Origin of the sequence: Streptomyces sp. CB01635 (genome assembly GCF_002803065.1) — a bacterium.
Lineage (GTDB): Bacteria > Actinomycetota > Actinomycetes > Streptomycetales > Streptomycetaceae > Streptomyces.
Genome location: NZ_NNBL01000002.1, coordinates 361,005 through 378,417, shown reverse-complemented (window position 1 = coordinate 378,417; position 17,413 = coordinate 361,005). Strand labels below are relative to the sequence as shown.

Annotated in this window: 15 protein-coding genes; 11 read left to right on the top strand and 4 right to left on the bottom strand. The window is 72.3% G+C overall.

From position 1 onward, the window contains the following. Nucleotides 1–32: 32 nt before the first annotated feature. Nucleotides 33–956 (bottom strand): TIGR01777 family oxidoreductase, encoded by a 924-nt coding sequence (locus CG723_RS05715; protein ID WP_100592126.1) that lies wholly within the window; start codon nt 954–956, stop codon nt 33–35. 63 nt (nt 957–1,019) lie between these two features. On the opposite strand from CG723_RS05715, the gene CG723_RS05710 reads away from it, so the two are divergent. Both CG723_RS05710 and CG723_RS05705 read left to right on the top strand, forming a co-directional pair. Continuing rightward, nucleotides 1,020–1,508 (top strand): GNAT family N-acetyltransferase, encoded by a 489-nt coding sequence (locus CG723_RS05710; protein ID WP_100592125.1) that lies wholly within the window; start codon nt 1,020–1,022, stop codon nt 1,506–1,508. A gap of 91 nt (nt 1,509–1,599) precedes the next feature. Next, nucleotides 1,600–2,718 carry a PP2C family protein-serine/threonine phosphatase gene (locus CG723_RS05705; RefSeq protein ID WP_234374161.1) on the top strand — a complete coding sequence of 373 codons (1,119 nt, stop codon included), beginning with the start codon at nt 1,600–1,602 and terminating at the stop codon, nt 2,716–2,718. 6 nt (nt 2,719–2,724) lie between these two features. Here CG723_RS05705 and CG723_RS05700 read toward each other — a convergent pair whose 3' ends face one another. Then, a complete protein-coding gene (locus tag CG723_RS05700) occupies nt 2,725–3,393 on the bottom strand; it encodes a TetR/AcrR family transcriptional regulator (RefSeq protein WP_100592123.1) in 669 nt (222 codons plus the stop codon). A gap of 115 nt (nt 3,394–3,508) precedes the next feature. On the opposite strand from CG723_RS05700, the gene CG723_RS05695 reads away from it, so the two are divergent. From CG723_RS05695 to CG723_RS05675, 5 genes are all read left to right on the top strand, one after another. Then, nucleotides 3,509–4,312, top strand: a complete 804-nt coding sequence (locus tag CG723_RS05695; protein WP_100592122.1) for an SDR family NAD(P)-dependent oxidoreductase — start codon at nt 3,509–3,511, stop codon at nt 4,310–4,312. A 99-nt stretch (nt 4,313–4,411) separates the two neighbouring features. Further along, complete coding sequence (locus CG723_RS05690; RefSeq protein ID WP_234374160.1) at nt 4,412–5,266, top strand: peptidoglycan recognition protein family protein; 855 nt, start codon at nt 4,412–4,414, stop codon at nt 5,264–5,266. A gap of 260 nt (nt 5,267–5,526) precedes the next feature. After that, on the top strand, nt 5,527–6,876 hold the full coding sequence (locus tag CG723_RS05685; protein WP_100592121.1) for an NAD(P)/FAD-dependent oxidoreductase: 1,350 nt from the start codon (nt 5,527–5,529) through the stop codon (nt 6,874–6,876). Between the two features lie 324 nt (nt 6,877–7,200). Further along, nucleotides 7,201–9,372, top strand: coding sequence for a family 20 glycosylhydrolase (locus tag CG723_RS05680; RefSeq protein WP_234374159.1), 2,172 nt, complete (start codon nt 7,201–7,203; stop codon nt 9,370–9,372). After that, complete coding sequence (locus tag CG723_RS05675; protein ID WP_100592119.1) at nt 9,369–11,627, top strand: alpha-L-fucosidase; 2,259 nt, start codon at nt 9,369–9,371, stop codon at nt 11,625–11,627. Before CG723_RS05680 ends, CG723_RS05675 begins: the two co-directional genes overlap by 4 nt. Before the next feature lie 42 nt (nt 11,628–11,669). On the opposite strand, the gene CG723_RS05670 is transcribed toward CG723_RS05675, so the two are convergent. Beyond that, nucleotides 11,670–13,160 (bottom strand): regulator, encoded by a 1,491-nt coding sequence (locus CG723_RS05670; RefSeq protein WP_100592118.1) that lies wholly within the window; start codon nt 13,158–13,160, stop codon nt 11,670–11,672. Nucleotides 13,161–13,592: 432 nt separating this feature from the next. Here CG723_RS05670 and lipB point away from each other — a divergent pair, with 432 nt between their 5' ends. From lipB to CG723_RS05650, 4 genes are all read left to right on the top strand, one after another. Beyond that, on the top strand, nt 13,593–14,444 hold the full coding sequence (gene lipB / locus CG723_RS05665) for a lipoyl(octanoyl) transferase LipB (RefSeq protein WP_100592117.1): 852 nt from the start codon (nt 13,593–13,595) through the stop codon (nt 14,442–14,444). Nucleotides 14,445–14,550: 106 nt separating this feature from the next. Then, complete coding sequence (locus CG723_RS05660; protein ID WP_100592116.1) at nt 14,551–15,516, top strand: lipoyl synthase; 966 nt, start codon at nt 14,551–14,553, stop codon at nt 15,514–15,516. Nucleotides 15,517–15,775: 259 nt separating this feature from the next. After that, nucleotides 15,776–15,979: an SCO2195 family GlnR-regulated protein gene (locus tag CG723_RS05655; protein WP_100592115.1), complete on the top strand. Its 204-nt coding sequence runs from the start codon at nt 15,776–15,778 to the stop codon at nt 15,977–15,979. Between the two features lie 30 nt (nt 15,980–16,009). Continuing rightward, on the top strand, nt 16,010–16,711 hold the full coding sequence (locus CG723_RS05650; RefSeq protein ID WP_100592114.1) for a DUF4191 domain-containing protein: 702 nt from the start codon (nt 16,010–16,012) through the stop codon (nt 16,709–16,711). A gap of 85 nt (nt 16,712–16,796) precedes the next feature. Here the strand turns inward: CG723_RS05650 and CG723_RS05645 are convergent, their stop codons facing one another. Further along, nucleotides 16,797–17,267, bottom strand: a complete 471-nt coding sequence (locus CG723_RS05645; protein ID WP_100592113.1) for an RDD family protein — start codon at nt 17,265–17,267, stop codon at nt 16,797–16,799. Nucleotides 17,268–17,413 lie beyond the last annotated feature (146 nt).

Genomic DNA, 17,413 nt, shown 5'->3' with positions numbered 1-17,413 from the left:
GGGGTCGTAGGGGTCGTATGCCTTCGGCCGGTTCACTTCCCGGCCGCCCGGATCGACTCCTCGATGCCGGGGAACGCGAACGTGAAGCCGGACTCCAGGAGCCGGGTCGGCACGGCCCGCGTGCTGCCGAGGACGTCGCCCGCCATCTCGCCGAGGACCAGGCGCAGGACGGGGGCGGGCGCCGTGAACAGCGTGGGGCGGTTCAGCACGCGCCCCATCGCGGCGGTCACCTCGCGGTTCGTGACGGGGTGCGGGGCGGTGAGGTTCACCGGGCCGGACAGCTCCTCCGTGTCGATGATGTGGCGCAGGGCCGCGATCTCGTCGTGGAGCGCGATGTACGACCAGTACTGGCGGCCGTCGCCCAGGCGTCCGCCGAGACCGGCCAGGTACAGCGGGAAGAGCCGCGCCCAGGCCCCGCCCGCGCGGGACACGACGAGCCCGGACCGCGCGAACACCGTGCGGATTCCGGCCTCTTGCGCGGGCGCCGCGGCCTCCTCCCACTCCACGCACAGCTGCGGCAGGAAGCCGTCCCCGGGCGGCGCGCTCTCGTCGACGGCGCGCGTGCCGGTCTCGCCGTAGTAGCCGACGGCGCTGCCGTTGACGAAGACGCGGGGAGGCTGTTCGAGCGTGGCGACGGCCTCGGCGAGCGTCGCGGTGCCGAGGACCCGGCTGTCGCGGATCTTCCGCTTGTACTCGTCGGTCCAGCGGTGGTCGCCCACGCCCGCGGCGGCGAAGTTGAGGACGGCGTCGCACCCGCAGAGCCCGGCCGCGTCGACCGACCCCCGCTCCGGGTCCCAGCGGACCTCGTCCGCGGCGGCCGGTTCCCTGCGGACCAGGCGGACGACGTCGTGCCCGTCGGCGCGCAGGGACCGGGTCAGCGCCGAACCGATGAGTCCGGAGGCACCGGCGACGGCGAACCGGGAGCGTCGTGCGGGTGCGGAATCGCTCTGCGTCATGGGTCCATCCTGCCGCGTGAAACGCGCGGCGGCCGGTCGTGGGCCGGTCGTACAGTGACCCCCATGCCACAGCCGCACATACGTCTCGCCCGGCTCGACGACGAGGACGGACTCGCCCGGCTCGACCGCGCGGCCTGGTCCACGCTGCACGCCGTCCAGCCGGAGCCGCTGCCGCCGTACGACCCGTTCTTCTCGGAGCGGTTCGGGCCGCGGGACCATCTGGTCGCGGAGTGCGACGGGCGGCTCGCGGGTTACGTACGCATCGCCTATCCCACCTCGCTCGCCGCCAACACCCATGTGCGGCAGATCCAGGGCCTCGCGGTCGCCGCGGAGGCGCGGGGCACCGGGGTCGGCCGGGCGCTGGTCCGCGCGGCGGTGGAGCACGCCCGCAAGGCCGGGGCGCGCCGCATGACGCTGCGGGTGCTCGGGCACAACGCTCCGGCGCGGGCGCTGTACGAGTCCGAGGGGTTCACGGTCGAGGGCGTCCTGCCGGAGGAGTTCCTGCTCGACGGGAAGTACGTGGACGACATCCTGATGGGCCAGGCCCTGTGAGCGGGGCACAGGAGTTCTGACGGACCCGCCCGGCGTGCGGTGACGGCCCTCCCGTAGGAGCGTGAAGGGGTCCATGGGAAGGAGCCCGCCGATGACCGGGGCGTTGTCGCGTCGCCGGGACGGCGAGGAGCGGGCCTGGCTCCGCGGGGCACCGCCGCCGCGCTGGGTGCGATGGCTGCCGGTCGGGCTCCTCGCCGCCCTGTGCCTGGCCCAGCTGGTCACCGAAGAGAAGCTGGACCTCGGTTTCCTGCTGGGGGCGGTCCCGCCGCTGGCCGCCCTCACCTACGGCCCCGCCGCCACGGCACTGCTCGGCGGCACCGTGATCGTCCTGCTGAACGTGCCCTTCATGAACCTCGGGCACCCCGGCAACAGCGACGTGCTCACGGTCTCCTTCGTGGCGCTGCTCAGCGTGCTGATCGGCTGGGTCCGCAGCCGGCGCGACGCCCAGCTCGTCACCGTGCGCACGGTCGCCGAGGCGGCGCAGTTCGCCGTCCTTCCGCCGCTGCGCGACCGGGTCGGCACGGTGCGCTGCGCGGGCCTGTACCGGGCGGCCGAGCGCGGGACGCTGGTCGGCGGTGACCTCTTCGACGTGCGCAGGGGGCCGGCCGGGGTACGGGCCGTGATCGGTGATGTGCAGGGCCACGGTCTGTCCGCGGTCGCCACGGTGGCGGGGCTGCTCGGCGCGTTCCGTGAGGCCGTGCTCGACCAGTCGGACCTAAAGGGGGTCGCGGCGCGGCTCGACCGCAGGCTCGTGGTCGACTCGGCCGAGGACGAGCACGCCGAGCTGTTCGCGACCGCGCTGTTGCTCGAGTTCCCCGACGACTCCCCGGTGGTACGGGCCGTTTCGTGCGGCCATCCGCGGCCGCTGCTCCTGCGCGGGCAGGAGGTCATCGAGCTGCCGGTGCCGTCCGGGGCGCCGCTCGGGCTCGGGATCGCGGGCCTCGCGCCGCTCGAGCAGCTCACGGTGCGGCTGCGGCCGGGCGACCGGCTGCTCGGCCTGACGGACGGACTGATCGAGGCGCGGGACCCGTCCGGTGCCTTCTACCCGCTCAGGGAGCGCCTGGGCCGGTTCAGCGAGGACGACCCGGCGGAGCTGACGGACGCGCTGTGGCGGGACGTGGTCCGGTTCGCGGGCACGGTACGGGACGATCTGACGCTGCTCGTGTTCGCGCCGGAGATCGCCCCGGAGGACGACCCGGAGGACGACTGACGGCCCCTATCGGGCCCCGCCCCGGCCTGCCCCCAACAGGCTGATCCCGCCCGTCAGTTCCCGCAGGCAGCGGAGCGCGAGGACCGCCGGGGAGCCGGTCGCGCCCGTCGCGGGGGCGTCGGTGGCGGCCCAGGCCTCCAGAGCGATCCGGATGGCGTCGGTGGCCGCGGCGGCGGCGAGCCGTACGTCGAGGGGGTCCGCCTCCTCGCCCGCGAGCCGGGTCAGGACCGGCACGAGGCGCTCCTCCGACTCCTGGTTGACCCGGTACCAGACGGCCCGCAGCGCGGCGTCGTCCTGGGCCGCGCGCAGGAGTCCCCTGGTCGTCTCCAACTGTTCGGGGCCGTGGTCGCCGGGGGCGGAGAGCGTGGCGGTGACGGCCGTCTCCAGAGTGACGCGCAGGTCCGTGCCGGGTTCGGCGTCCTCCAGGAGGGCGCGCCAGGCGTCGCCACCCGCGGCGAGGAGCGGGCCGACCGCGTCCTGCTTGCCCCGGAAGTAGCGGTAGAAGGTGCGCAGCGCGACGCCCGCCCGCTGGGCGATGTCCTCGGCCGTCGTGCCGTCGGGTCCGTGCTCGGCGAAGAGTCCGGCGGCGGCGCGGGCGATGTCCAGCTGGGTGGCGGCCTTGCGCCGCTCGGTCAGGGAGGGCTGCGGACTGCGCTGATCCTTCGTGGGGCTCACCGGGGAAGCCTATGCGTCCGGAACAAGTCTGCACGTTCTGACGTTATGGCAAATCGTGCCACTTAGGCGTACGGTGGACAGCGAATCGTCGTGAGAAAGTGAAGTGGAGCAGCGCATGAGCCCGAACCTGAACCGCTACGAAGGCCGTCGCGTACTCGTCACCGGCGGTGGCTCCGGCATCGGCCAGGCCACCGTGCTGCGGGTCCTCGCCGAGGGCGCCCGCGCGGTCGCCGCCGACGTCAGCGAGGCGGGCCTGAAGGACACCGTCGAGAAGGCGACCGCCGCGGGCTGCGCGGACCGGCTGACCACGGTCGTCGTGAACGTCGCGGACGAGGCCTCCGTGCGCGCGGGCGTCGCCACCGCCGTCGAGGCGCTCGGCGGCCTGGACGTGCTGGTGAACGCGGCCGGCATCCTGCGCTCCTCGCACACCCACGAGACGTCGCTCGCCGACTTCAACCAGGTGCTCCAGATCAACCTGGCGGGCACGTTCCTGATGATCCGCGACTCGATCCCGGCGCTCCTCGCCGGTGACGGGGCCGCCGTCATCAACTTCAGCTCGACGTCGGCCACGTTCGCCCACCCCTACATGGCGGCGTACGCGGCGAGCAAGGGCGGCATCCAGTCCATGACGCACGCCCTGGCGAGCGAGTACAGCAAGCAGGGCATCCGGTTCACGGCCGTGCAGCCCGGATCCATCTCCTCCGGCATGACCGACGGCTCCGGCGCCAGCCGGCAGAGCAGCGGCCCCGGCCTGCCCGAGGACGCCGACATGAGCCTGTTCATGAAGCTGGCGCCGGCGATAGGCCAGGGCTTCGCGGGGCCGGAGAGCGTGGCGTCCGTCGTCGCGATGCTCGGCTCGGAGGACGGCGGATTCATCACCGGCACCGAGGTCAGGGTCGACGGCGGCACGCACTTCTGATCTGCGGCGAAGGCGGGTCTGACCTGCGGCGCGCCGGCGATCACTCGCATGGCTCACCATGCGGGGCGAGCCCCGGGCGCGTGGTGGAGAGTGTCACGTATGCGCGTCTTCCGTATGACGTTGTGGTGCGCTCCGGCGGCCACGGCCTTCGGCCTGCTGCTGATGTGTGCCGTGACCGTCGGGCCCGGGGACGGCGGTTCAGCGGCGAGGTCGGGCCGGGCGGCGGGCCCCACTGCCACCGACCGGGCCGCGCCGGCGCTGCCGCCGGCCGCCGTACCGGTGCGCCGGCCGCCGGTACTGTCGTCGGCCGCCCTACGGGTGCGCCGGCCGGTCAACCGTCGGCACACCGCCGCGCTGCCCCGGATCGTGCCGCGAGCCGACTGGCTGGCGGATGCCGCCTACCGCAGGCCGCCCGCCCGGTACGCCGACCGCGTCACGGCAGTCTTCATCCACCACACGGACTCGCCGAACGTCTACGACTGCGCCGACACGCCCCGCATCATCCGCTATCTGTACGCGGGCCAGGCGGGCGGCCGGAACTGGGACGACATCGGCTACAACTTCCTCGTCGACAGGTGCGGCACGATCTACGAGGGCCGGGCGGGCGGCGTCGACAAGGCGGTCGTGGGGGCGCACGCCCAGGGCTTCAACCAGGGCACGGCGGGCATCGCCGCCATCGGCACCTTCACCGCGGGCACCCCGGTGCCGCCTTCCATGACGAAGTCCATCGCAGCGCTCTCCGCCTGGAAGCTGGGCCTGGCGAACATCGACCCGCGCTCCCGCGTCCGCCTCACCTCGACGAACAGCCTCAGCCGCTTCCGCAAGGGCAGGACGGCCGAGTTCAACGCCATCGCCGCGCACCGGGACGAGTACGAGACGTACTGCCCGGGCCAGGCCCTGATGGCCGAGCTCCCGGAGATCAGGCAGCGGGCGGCGGCGCTCCAGGGGCGGTAGGGCTTCGTTCGGATCAGGCTGGGCTCGCGTCCGGCGGCCCCGGGCGCCCCCCGTGCGACCGTGCCCGGGCTACGCGCGACTCCCTCGGCCGGGGCCCGGACCTACCCTCGACGGACTCGGGTACAGCCCGGGTGTTCGGAGCCGTACGCGGGTTCGCCGGGGGGTAGGACGCCTTCGGAGCCCGCCTGCGTGCGCCGGCCTGACGGCCCGGGGTACGTACGACGGCTCCCACCAGCCGCACAACCGCCAGGGAGGCGCACGTGCCTGAGCCCGCACAGCACGCGGACGTCGTCATCGTGGGAGCCGGGGTCGCGGGACTCCTGGCCGCCCACCGCCTGACCAGGGCGGGCGTTCCCACCCTGGTCCTGGAGGCCGGCCCCTGTGTGGGCGGCCGCATGTCCACCGAGAAGGTCGACGGGTTCCGGCTCGACCGGATCGGCCGACTCCTGTGCACCTCGTACCCCGAACTACGCCGCACCCCGGGCCTGGACGCCCTCGTCCTGCGCCCCTTCTCGCCCGGGGTCCTGGTGCACAGCGACGGCCGCCGCCATCGCGCCGGGGAGCTCCCGGCCTCACGGCGCGCAAGGGGCGCACTCACGACGGCACGCGCCCTCGCGAGCGCCCCCAGGGTGCCCCGTCCCCGCGCCGCCGCCAGGAGCCCGCGCCCGACCGCCCCGCTCGGCAGCCCCCTCGACCACGCCCGGCTCGCCAGGTCGCTGGCCCGCCTCGCCGGGACACCGGTCCCCCGTCTCCTCGCGCGGCCCGAACTACCCACCGCCGACGCCCTGATGGGCCGCGGACTGCCGGCCCGCACCCTCGACGGGTTTGTGCGCCCCCTCCTGTCGGCGCTCCTGTGCGACCCGGACCTGACCTCGTCGAGCCGGTGCGCCGACCTCGCCCTGCTCGCCTACGCGCGCGGCCGCCTCTGCGTCCCCGAGGGCGGCGCCGACGCGCTGCCCGAGCTGCTCGCCGCCGGACTCCCGCCGGGCACGGTCCGCACCGGCGTGCGCGTCAGGGCCATCTCCGCGAATTCGGTGACGACCGAGGAACACGGTGAACTCCGGTGCCGGGCAACACTGTTGGCGACCGGGGCACGCGCCGCGGCCGGGCTGCTCCCGGGCCTGCGGCTGCCGGAGTTCCACCCCGTCACGGTCGTCCACCACGCGGTCCCCGAGCCGCCGCTCACCGACCCGGCGCTGCTCCTCGACGCCGACCGGCTCGGCCCCGTCGCGTACTCCGCGGTGATCAGCCAGGTCGACCCGACGCGCGCCCCGGCCGGCCGCGCGCTGGTCTCCTCCACGGTCCTCGGCCCACCGCCGCCCGAGCGCGAACTGCGGGCCCAACTGGCCGCCCTCTACGGCACGTCGACCTCCGACTGGGAGACCCTCGCGGTCCACCACGACCCGGAGGCGGTGCCCGCGATGCCGGCCCCGCACGACCTGCGCCGCCCGGTGCGGCTCCTTCACGGGCTCTATGTGTGCGGCGACCACCGCGGCACGAGCACGGTGCAGGGCGCCCTCCACTCGGGCCGCCGCGCCGCGCACGCGATCCTCACGGACCTGGGCGTCCGACTGGCCCCGACGGCGGGCATGGTGCCGGCCGCGGCCTGATGGACCCGCACGGCCGACCCGTACGCCCCGAACCGCACAGGCACAGCACAGCCCCACCCCAGCTCAGCGACAGCTCAGCGACAGGAGACCTCCCAGCCGCCCTCACCACACATCCGACCTCTACAGGTCCCCCATACGCGCCCGTCTCCGTGGCACCTTCCGGAGGCGGGCGCCCTCATTTCCCCGCGCGCACCCTTGCCACCACAACAACTCCCCTTTACGGTCCCCACGTCCGCACCCTTGTCCCTGGAGGCCGCAGTGCGAAGAACGGCGTCAGCCCTGCTGTTCGTCCTAGCCCTTGTCACCGGATTCATCGGAGCTGTAGTGCCGTCGTCAGCAGCCCAGCCGGAGGAGCCGTCCCCCGAACCGCTCGCCGGGCAGCCGTCCGTGGTCCCCCGCCCCGCCGACTGGACGTCCCTCGGCGGCACCGTCGCGATCACCCACCGCACCCGCGTCCTGGTCGACCCGCGCGCCCGCGCCGAGACGTCCGAGCCGTCCGGCCGCGCCGAGTTCCCCGGCCCCGCCCGCCAGAGCGTGCAGCAGCTCGCCGCCCAGCTGCGCACGGAAATCGATCAGGTATCCGGCATCGAGCCGCGCATCGCGAGCGACGTGGCCCACGCCGGGCCCGGCGACATCGTCCTCGGCCTCGCCGACGACCGTGAACTCGGCGCCGAGGGCTACCGGTTCGACAGCTCGGACGGCGCCGTCCGCATCCGGGCCGCCTCCACACACGGCCTCTTCTACGGCACCCGCACCCTGCTCCAGCTCCTGCGCTCCACGGCCGACGAGCACCGCACGCTCCCCCGGGCCCGCGCCACCGACGTCCCCACACAGGCGATCCGCATGGTCCACCTCGACGCGGGCCGCAAGTACTGGAAGATCCCGTACCTGGAGAACCTGATCCGCAGGATGGGCGACCAGAAGCTGAACACGCTCATGCTGCACCTCTCCGAGTCGGAGGGCTTCCGCCTGTACAGCCCGAAGTTCCCGGGCCTCGCGGACCCCGACCACAGCTACAGCCGCGCCGACATCGAGCACCTCAAGGCGTTCGCGGCCCGCCACCACGTACAGCTGATGCCGGGCCTGGAGATCCCCGGCCACGCGACGGCGATCAGCGACGCGTTCGGCATCGGCTTCGGATCGGGGACGAACCCCTGCACGGCCGCGCACACGCACTCGCACCTCACGCCCGACTGGATCATCGACATGACCAGCGAGAAGGCGGTGGCGAAGACGAAGCAGATCGTCGACGAGTTCGCCGGCTGGTTCGACGCGCCGCTGTTCTCGATCGGCGGCGAGGAGGTGCCGGGCCAGCTCGCCGACTGCCCCCGCGTACAGGACTACTTGGCCGCCTCCCCCGATGTGTCGACGCTCGGCGACCTCCTCAACCGGTACATCAACACCCTGGACGACGTGATCGCCTCGCACGGCAAGCGCACCGCCGTCTACAACGGCTCGGAGCACCTGGCCGCGCCCCAGCAGACCGTCCACGGCCCGGTCGTCTTCATCACCTGGGAGGGCACGGGCGCCGAGCCCGCCGTGCCGGGCCACGACGAGATCGCCATCGGCCCGTTCTACGACACCCCGAACAACTACCACCACCTGTACCCGAACGAGCCCTGGATGTACGACAGCTGGACCGTCAGCACGGCGCCCGACATGCTCGGCTCCGGTCTGACCAACTGGGCCGACTACAACTTCTGGGCCGACGACGCGTACTTCGAGCAGTCGATGGCCGGCGCCCGGGCGATCCTCGCGGACCGCGCCTGGAACGGCACGGCGACCCCGGACACCCTGGCCGACTTCCGGGCCCGCGCGGCTCTCATCGGCGGCCCGCCCGGCATCACAACCACGCCCGTGGAGCCGCGGGTGAACGACGGCCGGCCTAGCCACCACTGGACCTTCGACCCGGCCGCGTACCCGAAGGGCTGGACGTACGCGGGCAGCCCCGGCAACACGATCTTCGCCGAGGACACGGCGGGTGACCTGCCGGGCACGTCGTACATCATCAACAACCCGGCGCCGGTGACCGACGGCGTGCGCGGGCAGGCGTGGCGCTTCGACTCGGACCGGGACGGTGTCGGCTTCGGCGGCATGGACGTCGCCGAGCCGTGGACGGTGTCGGTGCAGGTCCGCCCCACGGCCCGCACCGCGGACCAGGTCCTGCTCAGCTCGAAGGCGGGCGCGCTCAAGCTCATGCAGTACGGCACGGGCAAGGTCGGCTTCACCCGGTACGGCTCGGCCGACCTCAGCTTCGACTACACGCTGCCGCTGGACCGCTGGACCCGGCTCACCTGGGTGGCGACCCCGGGTCACACCACGCTCTACGCGGACGGGGAGCGGGTCGGCACGGTCGACGCGTCGATCCCCCTGCCCCTGCGCTCGATCGGCACGGAGAAGGTGAGCCTCCGCGGCGACCTCGACGAACTCACCACCTGGGACGAGCCGTTGACGGCCGGCAGGATCGCCGGCCTGTCCGGGAAGGACACCAAGTGACACACCTCAGACCACGCCCCGCGCGAAACGCCCGGCGCCGCGCCTGTGCCGCCGTCCTCACGGCAGCCTGCGCCGCGCTGCTCGGCCTGCCCGCGACGGGCGGCCCCGCGGCCGCCCAGGACGCACCCCCGGCCAAGGACTACGAGCCCACGCTCGACTCCCTCAACAGCCATCCGACGCCGAGCTGGTTCGACGACGACAAGTTCGGCATCTTCATCCACTGGGGCGCGTACTCCGTGCCCGCCTGGGGCCCGCGCGGCAGCTACGCCGAGTGGTACTGGGCGTACATGAACGACGCGGGCAGCCCCACCAACCAGCACCACAAGGACACGTACGGCACGGCCGCGAACTACGACGACTTCATCGGGCAGTGGAAGGCGGAGAAGTACGACCCCGACGCCTGGGTGAAGCTCTTCAAGGACGCCGGCGCCAAGTACTTCGTGCTGACGTCCAAGCACCACGAGGGTGTGGCGCTGTGGGACTCGAAGGTCAGCGGGCGCGACACCGTCGACCTGGGGCCGCACCGCGACCTGGCGGGCGACCTGTTCAAGGCGGCGCGCAAGGAGAAGGGCCTCAAGGCCGGCTTCTACTACTCGCTCTATGAGTGGAACAACCCCTCGTACACCGGCCGTCCGGTCACCAACCCGTACACGGGCGCCCCCGTCCCGTACACCGGGGCTCCCGCGGTCAAGGACTACGTGGCCGACTACATGGCGCCCCAGATGCGGGAGCTGATCGACCAGTACGACCCGGACCTGCTGTGGTGCGACGGGCAGTGGGAGAAGCCGGCGTCCTACTGGAAGACCGCCCCCGTCCTCGCCGACTACTACAACCGGGCGAAGAACCGGAAGCATCCCAAGGAGGTGGCGGTCGCCAACCGCTGCAAGATCGACACGGGCGCCCTCGACTCCACCGAACTCGACTTCCAGACCCCCGAGTACACGGTCAAGTCGGAGATCGACCCGAACAAGTGGGAGGCCAGCCGCGGCATCGCGCACTCCTACGGCTACAACCAGAACGAGCCGGAGGAGGACTACCTCACCTCCGACCAGCTCGTCGACTCGCTCAGCGACATCGTCAGCAAGAACGGCAACCTGCTGCTCGACGTCGGGCCGCGCGGGGACGGCACGATCCCCGAGCTCCAGCAGCAGCGCCTGATGGACATCGGCGCCTGGCTGAAGACCAACGGCGAGGCCGTGTACGGCACCACGTACTGGCACCACGCCGAGGAGCCGAGCTCCGACGACACCGTCCGCTACACGGTCAAGGACGGCGCCCTGTACGCCACCGCTCTGAAATGGCCCGGCGAACAGCTGACGCTCGGCGCCGACACCCCGGTGAGGAAGGGCACGCGCATCTCCCTGCTCGGCTCGGACGCGGGACCGCTCACGTGGCACAAGGACGACCGGGGCCGGGTCGTGGTGGACACCCCCGCCGAGACCGGCAAGTACGCCTACGTCTTCAAGATCGAGACCCCCGGCGTGCACAGCCTGGCCCGCACCCGCACCGAGCTGCCGAAGGAGCTGAACCCCGGCCGCACCGCCGACGGCACGCTCACCGTCACCAACACCTCCCGCAAGAAGGCGCCCGGCACCCAGGTGACCATCGGCGCCCCGGACGGGTGGACGGTGACCCCGAAGGCGGCCGGCGTTCCGCCGCAGGGCCCCGGCGCCTCTACCGAGGTGCCGTTCGAGGTGACCCCGCCGCGGTCCGCGAAGCCCGGCTCGTACGAGCTGCCGATCACCCTGCGGCACGCGGGGATGACGGTCACCACGACCGTGAAGGCGACGGTCGCCGCGGAGAACCTGGCGCTCGGCAAGAGCGCCACGCAGAAGTCCACCGCCTGGGACGCCCCGGCCTCGCGTGCCGTCGACGGCAACACGGACGGCACATTCGGCGCGGGTTCCGTCAGCCACACCGCGGAGCCCTCGAACCAGGCATGGTGGCAGGTCGACCTCGGCGCGAAGGCCGACCTGAGCAGCGTCGACATCTGGAACCGCACCGACTGCTGCGCCGAGCGCCTGTCCGACTTCTGGGTCCTCACCTCGGACTCCCCGATCACCGCGGACAGTCTCGACGAGGCCCGCAAGAGCCCCGGCGTGACGGCCGTACGGGTCGCGGATCAGGCGGGCAAGCCGTCGAACGTGGCGCTGCCGTCCGGGACGACGGGCCGCTATGTGCGCGTACAGCTGGAGTCCGCGGCCGACCCGCTGTCCCTGGCGGAGGTGCAGGTGCGCGGGAGCGCTCAGCCGTAGTCGGCCGGCGGGCAGGGGCGGATGCGCACCACCCCCGTCCCGTCAGTGGCTGAGGGCGGCGATGCGGTCCCGGTATCCGCGTACCGGGGCCGCGTCGCGGTAGGGCTCCAGGCGGCGCTCGAACTCCCGCACGTACTCGTGCGCCCGCACGGAGCGCATCTCGGAGGCGGCCTGCGCGGCCTCGGCGCCGAGTGTGCACGCCTGGTCCAGCTCGCCGAGCCCGAGCCGCGCGGAGGCAAGCACCACCCGGCAGAACAGCCTGCTGCGCGCGAAGCCGGGCGCCCGCAGCTGGAGCGAGCGCTCCGCGTGCTGGGCGGCCGCGCGGTACTGCTGGAGATCCCGGTGGCAGTGCCCGAACTCGTCGGCCAGCTGCGCCTCGTCGAAGAACCGCGCCCAGTGCGGCACGTCGTCCCCGGTCCGCACCGCCTCCAGGGTCCGCTCGGCCCGCACCAGCGACGCCGTGCACGCGCGCACCTCGCCGAGCACGCCGTGCCCGCGCGCCTCGGCCGCGTGCAGCAGCGCCTGCACGGCGGGCGGCGCCGAGGAGCCCGCGCCCTGCTGCGCGACCCGGGCCAGCTGGACGGCCTCGCGCCCGTGCCCGAGATAGACGGCCTGGCGGCTCATCGTGACCAGGACGTACGACCCGTACATCCTGTCCCCCGCCGCCTGCGAGAGCCGCAGGGCCTGCACGAAGTACCGCTGCGCGAGCCCGTGCGCGGCGATGTCGTACGAGGTCCAGCCGGCGAGCCGGGTCAGATCGGCGGTGGCCGCGAAGAGCCGCCGGCCGGTCTGCTCCCCGTAGGTGCCCCGCAGCATCGGCTCGGCCTCGTGCTCCAGGTAGCGCACGAGCGCCTGGCGGGCGTGGCCTCCGCCGTACGCCTGGTCGAGAGAGCGGAAGAGTTCGCCGACGGAGCGCAGGGCCGCGATGTCTCCGGCGGTGACGCGCTGGCCGGGCCCGCGCTCGGCGTGGCCGCGCTGCCGGGGCAAGGGGGGCGGCCCCGGTTCGAGCCCGGCCGTGAGCTTGGCGGGGGCCCGCCCCTGGGCGGGGATCCGTACACCGCCGGGACCGCCGTGGTCCCCGTGGGCGACGCGGTCGTCGGCCCGCCCGATCAGCCAGTCCCGGCTCGGCACGACGAGCCCCGCCGGGGTGAAAGCGATCTTGCGGAGCTCGGCATGGCTGCCCGAGTCCTTGCGCCACAGGCCGCTGACGATGTCGACGGCCTCCTCGGGCGAGGCGGCGAACTCCAGGCCCGCGTAGACCGGGGAGCAGGCGTCGAGCCCCAGGTCCTGGGCGGAGAGCCGGCGCCCCAGGCGCCGGGTGAACACCTCGGCGATCAGTGCGGGTGTGGTGCCGCGGGGCTGCTGGCCGCGCAGCCAGCGCGTCACGGATGTCTTGTCGTAGCGCAGGTCGAGACCGTGCTCCAGACCGAGCTGATCGACGCGGCGGGCGAGGCCGGCATTGGAGAACCCCGCCTCCGCGATGAGCGCGGCTAGCTGGCGGTTGGGCGTGCGCTGCGGAGGTCGTTCCGTCATGCTGTGCGATTGCCTTCCGGGCCCTAGGAAGCCGTAGAGGGGGGCCATGGTGCGCCCCCCTCTGCACTGCTCCCACATGGAACGGCGCGAATTTGACGTCCTTCCCCGCAAGCGGAGAACTCCTGCCGTCCCGCTCGCACGGGACCTCGGTGGGTTCCTGCTTCACAGGCTCTGCCGGACCGGAGTCCGGTCTTACACAGCCTCCACAAGCCTGACTTCCCGCCCGCCGGGCGGTAGGTCCACAAGCGGCTCCCGCTCACGGACGGCGCCGAAGTTATCACGCAGCGCGCACGGGTTCCCCTGATCAGACCAGCAGGCACCCCCTTTCATCCGATCGTGTGAGGATTGCCCGAACGGCTGGCGCGGAGGCCCTGGTCGTACAGTGGCGGGGCGCGACATGTGCACGCTGAAGGTTCTAGGGAGGCACTGACCGTGAATGAGTTGCGGTTCGTCCGCTTGGGTTTCGGAGCGGACTCGGTCGACTACCAGGACGCCTGGGACGAGCAGCGCCGTGTGCACGCCGCCCGTTTCGCCGACGAGGCCCCCGACACGTGCCTGCTTCTCGAACACCCGCCGGTCTACACCGCGGGCCGCCGCACCGCGCCCGAGGAGCGCCCGCTGGACGGCACCCCCGTCGTGGACGTGGACCGGGGCGGCAAGATCACCTGGCACGGCCCGGGCCAGCTCGTCGGCTACCCGATCCAGAAGCTGCCCCGCCCCGTGGACGTGGTCGCGCACCTGCGCCGCCTCGAAGACGCGATGATCGCGGTCTGCGCCGAGTTCGGCGTGGAGACGTCCCGCGTGGAGGGCCGGGCCGGCGTGTGGGTGCTCGGAGACGCCAAGGACTCGGCCGAGCGCCCCAGGCTCGGTGGCCTGTCCCTGGACTTCGACCCCCGGGTGAACGACTCCGAGTTCGACCCGCGTCTCAACGGCCCGGAGTACGCGCCGTCGAACGCGGGCCAGCGCCGCGAGGACCGGAAGATCTGCGCCATGGGCATCCGCGTCGCCAAGGGCGTCACGATGCACGGCTTCGCGCTGAACGTGAATCCGGACACCTCGAACTTCGACAAGATCATCCCCTGCGGCATCCGCGACGCGGGCGTCACCTCGCTCTCGTACGAGCTGGGCCGCGAGGTCACGATCGACGAGGTGCTGCCGGTCGCCGAGCGCCACCTGCGCGACGTCCTGGAGAACGCGGCCCTCGCCCCGCGCGTCATCGAGAAGGCGCCCGAGCGGGAGCCCGACAAGGCCAGCGCGCAGGAGCCCGACAAGGCCACCGCCTGAGCGGGAATGCACCCCGAAGGCCAGAGGTTGGCCACACGTAAGGCCCATCAAGACCACGGGCGTACCCTGAGGTACGCCGAAGAATCAAAGCTGTAGGGAGCCGGTCGTGTCCGCAGTCGCACCCGACGGACGCAAGATGCTGCGCCTGGAGGTCCGCAACAGCCAGACCCCCATCGAGCGCAAGCCCGAGTGGATCAAGACCCGGGCGAAAATGGGTCCCGAGTACACGAAGATGCAGGGCCTCGTGAAGAGCGAGGGCCTGCACACGGTCTGCCAGGAGGCGGGCTGTCCGAACATCTACGAGTGCTGGGAAGACCGCGAGGCCACCTTCCTCATCGGCGGCGACCAGTGCACGCGGCGCTGCGACTTCTGCCAGATCGACACGGGCAAGCCCGAGGCACTGGACCGTGACGAGCCCCGCCGCGTCGGCGAGTCCGTCGTCACGATGGACCTGAACTACGCCACGATCACCGGCGTCGCGCGCGACGACCTGGAGGACGGCGGCGCCTGGCTGTACGCGGAGACCGTGCGCCAGATCCACGCCATGACGGCGGAGCGCGCCGAGGGCTACACCAAGGTCGAGCTGCTCATCCCCGACTTCAACGCCGACCCGGACCAGCTGGCCGAGGTCTTCTCGTCCCGCCCCGAGGTTCTCGGGCACAACGTCGAGACGGTGCCGCGCATCTTCAAGCGGATCCGCCCCGGCTTCCGGTACGAGCGCTCCCTCGAGGTCATCACGAAGGCCCGCGAGGCCGGCCTGGTCACCAAGTCCAACCTGATCCTGGGCATGGGCGAGGAGCGCGCCGAGGTCAGCGAGGCGCTGCGCCAGCTGCACGAAGCGGGCACCGAGCTCATCACCATCACCCAGTACCTGCGTCCGACGCCGCGGCACCACCCCGTCGAGCGCTGGGTGAAGCCGGCCGAGTTCGTGGAGCTGAAGGAGGAGGCCGAGCAGATCGGTTTCTCCGGCGTCATGTCCGGCCCGCTGGTCCGCTCCTCGTACCGCGCCGGACGCCTCTACCAGATGGCGGTCGAGAAGCGCGGCGCGTACGTGGCCTCGCAGGCGGTCTGATCGACTCGCACCCGCACGGCCCGCCAGCCGTGTGAAATCACGCACAAGCAGCTACCGGCCAGTAATGGCCGAGAGAACGCGGCCCTGACAGTCCCCGCAGATGGGGGCACCGTCAGGGCCGCGTCATCGTTCGGCCCTCCCCCATCAAGGCTTCATAGGCGTTTGACCCTTCGGTCACGCCCTGGTAACACCAATCAGTGACGCTGTACTCACGCCACGTACACCCGTAGTCAGAGCCGCTCCCGAGGGGGACCTCCCAATGCAGGCCGCGCCCGTTCGCGCCACCGCCATCCCGACCTTCACCGACGCCCTGCGCGCGGTCGAGTCGCTGCTCATGAGCAGCGGACAGCGCACCGCACGCCGCAACGCCTGGACCTCCGTGCTCGAGGACCGCCGCCGCGCCAAGGACCGGGTGGAGGCTCAGCGGGTGCTCGAGGAGGCTGTGGCCGCCCGCACGTCGTAGCCACTTGCCCGGACACGTAGACTTCAAGGCATGGCGAGGAAGGAAACCGCAGCGGACGCTGCGAACCCCGGGCGACTCAAGCAGATCGCTCTGACCTTTAAGATGACCCGCAAGGCCGATCCGATGATCGCTCTTGTACTCGCGGCTGTGGGAATCGTCACCTTTGGTGTGTTCCTCGCGATCGGATTCTTGATCGGTCACCCGGTATATCTCGGAATTCTCGGCTTCCTGCTCGCCTTCCTCGCGATGGCGATCGTCTTCGGACGCCGTGCCGAGCGAGCAGCCTTCGGGCAGATGGAGGGTCAGCCCGGCGCGGCTGCCGCGGTACTCGACAACATCGGCCGTGGCTGGACCACGACCCCGGCCGTGGCGATGAACCGCAGCCAGGACGTCGTCCACCGGGCGGTCGGCAAGGCAGGCATCGTCCTGGTCGCCGAGGGCAACCCGAACCGGGTGAAGACGCTGCTGGCGGCCGAGAAGCGGAAGATGGCCCGCATCGTCTCCGACGTGCCGGTCAACGACATCCTCGTCGGTAACGGCGAGGGCCAGGTGCCGCTCAAGAAGCTCCGCACGACGATGCTCAAGCTCCCCCGCGTTCTCACGGGCCCGCAGGTCACGACGACCAACGACCGCCTCCGGGCGATGGGCGACCTGATGAGCAACATGCCGCTCCCCAAGGGCCCGATGCCCAAGGGCATGCGGATGCCGCGCGGTGGCGGCAAGGGACGCTGACCCTTCTACTACGACGGATGAGGCCCCGGAACCGATCGGTTCCGGGGCCTCATCCGTCGTAGTGGGTCTGCAGTGATGGCCCGGGTCAGGCGCGGACCTGGACCGCGCGGGCCAGGCGGTCGTGCAGGCCGCGGCCGTCACGGTCCCAGATCAGGGCGGGGACGGCGACGCACAGGAGCAGCGTGCGGACCAGGACGCGGCCGAGGCCGAGGCGGCCGGAGCCGTCCTGCGCGACGACGCGCAGCCCCATGATCCGCTTGCCCGGCGTGAAGCCGACCGTGCCGACGGTGAGCAGGCCGAGGACGAAGAAGATCCCGAGGGCCCAGTTCCCCGTCGCCTGGTTGTAGCCGTGTGTGAGGAGCCCGTATGCGATCAGCATGCACAGGGCCCAGTCGATGGCGAGGGCGGCCATGCGCCTGCCGGGGCGGGCGATGGAGCCCGGCCCCTGCTCGGGCAGCCCCAGCTGCTCACCGCGGTACCCGAACTCGACACCCGCGTCCTCCGCGGCCGCGCGCGGCCCGGAGAGCCACGATCCGATTGCTTGCCTGTTGTCCACCCGTCCACGGTACTGCGCTCGGCCACCCGGCCCGCTCCGGCCCCCGCCCCGGTTAACTTCGGCGAAACAAATGGGTCATGCTTGAGAAATCCCCCGTCCCTATGGTCGGGTCCCAGCGTGTGCCACCGCACTGGCCGCACCACCGA

Coding starts and splice junctions, on each gene's coding strand:
- CG723_RS05655 (WP_100592115.1), top strand. CDS start 15,776: ATGCAGGCCGCGCCCGTTCGCGCCACCGCCATCCCGACCTTCACCGAC.
- CG723_RS05695 (WP_100592122.1), top strand. CDS start 3,509: ATGAGCCCGAACCTGAACCGCTACGAAGGCCGTCGCGTACTCGTCACC.
- CG723_RS05650 (WP_100592114.1), top strand. CDS start 16,010: ATGGCGAGGAAGGAAACCGCAGCGGACGCTGCGAACCCCGGGCGACTC.
- CG723_RS05710 (WP_100592125.1), top strand. CDS start 1,020: ATGCCACAGCCGCACATACGTCTCGCCCGGCTCGACGACGAGGACGGA.
- CG723_RS05670 (WP_100592118.1), bottom strand. CDS start 13,160: ATGACGGAACGACCTCCGCAGCGCACGCCCAACCGCCAGCTAGCCGCG.
- CG723_RS05705 (WP_234374161.1), top strand. CDS start 1,600: ATGACCGGGGCGTTGTCGCGTCGCCGGGACGGCGAGGAGCGGGCCTGG.
- CG723_RS05690 (WP_234374160.1), top strand. CDS start 4,412: ATGCGCGTCTTCCGTATGACGTTGTGGTGCGCTCCGGCGGCCACGGCC.
- CG723_RS05715 (WP_100592126.1), bottom strand. CDS start 956: ATGACGCAGAGCGATTCCGCACCCGCACGACGCTCCCGGTTCGCCGTC.